Below are 1,494 nucleotides of genomic sequence, written 5' to 3'. Positions count from 1 at the left end.
CATGAAGCAGCGCCGCCTGAAGACCCTGCTCAAGCACGACATCAGCCTGCTGGCCTACCACCTGCCGCTGGACCTGCACGCCGAGGTCGGCAACAACGTCCAGCTGGCTCGGCAGTTGGACATCACCATCGAGAGCAACACGAACGGCCACCAAAGGCCCCAGAAGATGAATTGCGCAAGCAGCGTCAGGTTGTTCACCAGGCGTGCCTGGCTGTCCGGCAACGGCAGCAGCGCCGGCAGCACCAGCAGCACGGCGTAGATCAGTACCACGGCCCATTGCACGGCACGGATCAACCGGGCATGGCGACGCATGCCATCGCCCAGGCGCTGCAGCCAGCTCATGCCGCGTGCCGCGAGCGGCGCAGGCCGTTGCCCACCCACAGCCAATAACCGAGCAGCACCAGCACGGTCACCAGGCTCGGCGCGGCGCGGTAGCCGACAAAGTCAGCCAACAGCGCGCCCAAGCCGTGGCTGTCGCTGAGCAGGGCGCTGCTGTCCCAGCGGCTTTCACCGAAGCTGGAATAAACCCACTCGGGCATGTCCATCGCCAGCAATTGCCCGCTGATACGGTCCACGGCCGCCACCAGCAAAGCCCCGCCAAGCAGCAGCAAGAGCGCTTCGCTGAAGGCGAAAAACAGCGACCAGGAAATGAAGCGCCGCGTACTGCGCAACAGCAGCACCGTGAGCCCCGCCAGCACCAGGCCCAGCACGCCGCCGATAGCGAACAGGTTCAGCGCCGGGCCCTGCAGACGTGCGCCGGCACCGTACAGGAACACCACGGTTTCACTGCCTTCGCGGCTCACCGCCAACAGCGTCAATAGCAACACGCCCCAACCGCCCTGGCGGGCCAGGCGTTCATCGGCTTCGCGTACCAGGGTGTGTTTGAGCGTGGCCGCGTGGCGATGCATCCAGAACACCATCTGCACCATCAGGCCGCTGGCCAATAACGTCAGCGCCGCTTGCAGCCATTCGCCCTGGGGGCCGGTCATGGCCTCACCGGCCCACAGCATCAGGCCGGCCAAGCCTGCGGAGCAAAACAACCCCAGGACCACCCCGGCCCACAGGAAACGCCCCAGGCGCGAATGCGCGGTCTGGCGGCTGATCCAGACCTGCAGAATGCCGATCACCAGCAGCGCCTCGACGCTTTCGCGCCAGACAATAAACATCGATTGATTCATCAACGGCTTCCGGGGCTATTGGGCGAGGATGCTGCCTTCGGGCAACTGTGGGTTGAATTCGTCAAAGAACGGATACAGCCCAGGCGTGAGCGGGTGGATCACCACGAAGGTGGTCACACCGGGGGACAACACTTTCTCCACGCGCAGCGGTGTGCTCTCGAATTCGGCCGGGCCTTGGCCGAGGTTGTGCAGCACGATCTTGAAGCGCTCACCGGCCTTGACCGTGAGTTGCGGAGGGATGAAGTGGCCGTCCTGCAGGCTCAGTTCATAGGTGGGCAACGGCGCTGCCACGGCCGCGCCGCTCAGCAGCACGCTG

2 protein-coding genes and 2 pseudogenes are annotated in these 1,494 nt (G+C 65.0%); 1 reads left to right on the top strand and 3 read right to left on the bottom strand.

What is annotated here, in order from left to right:
• A pseudogene (locus tag L9Z73_RS30350) lies at positions 1-133 on the top strand (Nif3-like dinuclear metal center hexameric protein); the annotation flags it as partial.
• Here L9Z73_RS30350 and L9Z73_RS30345 read toward each other — a convergent pair.
• The 3 genes and pseudogenes from L9Z73_RS30345 to L9Z73_RS30335 all read right to left on the bottom strand — a co-directional run.
• A pseudogene (locus tag L9Z73_RS30345) lies at positions 121-342 on the bottom strand (4Fe-4S binding protein); the annotation flags it as partial. The pseudogenes L9Z73_RS30350 and L9Z73_RS30345 overlap by 13 nt on opposite strands.
• Positions 339-1,178 carry an FTR1 family iron permease gene (locus L9Z73_RS30340; RefSeq protein ID WP_247408648.1) on the bottom strand — a complete coding sequence of 280 codons (840 nt, stop codon included), beginning with the start codon at positions 1,176-1,178 and terminating at the stop codon, positions 339-341. The gene L9Z73_RS30340 and the pseudogene L9Z73_RS30345, both read right to left, overlap by 4 nt.
• 15 nt (positions 1,179-1,193) lie before the next feature.
• The gene (locus tag L9Z73_RS30335) at positions 1,194-1,490 is read right to left on the bottom strand and encodes a cupredoxin domain-containing protein (RefSeq protein ID WP_247408650.1); all 297 of its coding nucleotides are present in this window, start codon (positions 1,488-1,490) and stop codon (positions 1,194-1,196) included.
• Positions 1,491-1,494 lie beyond the last annotated feature (4 nt).

This window comes from Pseudomonas emilianonis (assembly GCF_023072625.1).
GTDB lineage: Bacteria > Pseudomonadota > Gammaproteobacteria > Pseudomonadales > Pseudomonadaceae > Aquipseudomonas > Aquipseudomonas paraveronii.
The sequence above is the reverse complement of the archived record's forward strand: the minus strand, read 5'-3'. Positions and strand labels throughout refer to the sequence as shown.

Bases quoted from the DNA above. Each gene is read 5' to 3' on its own strand.
- L9Z73_RS30340 (WP_247408648.1), bottom strand. From the start codon at position 1,178: ATGAATCAATCGATGTTTATTGTCTGGCGCGAAAGCGTCGAGGCGCTG.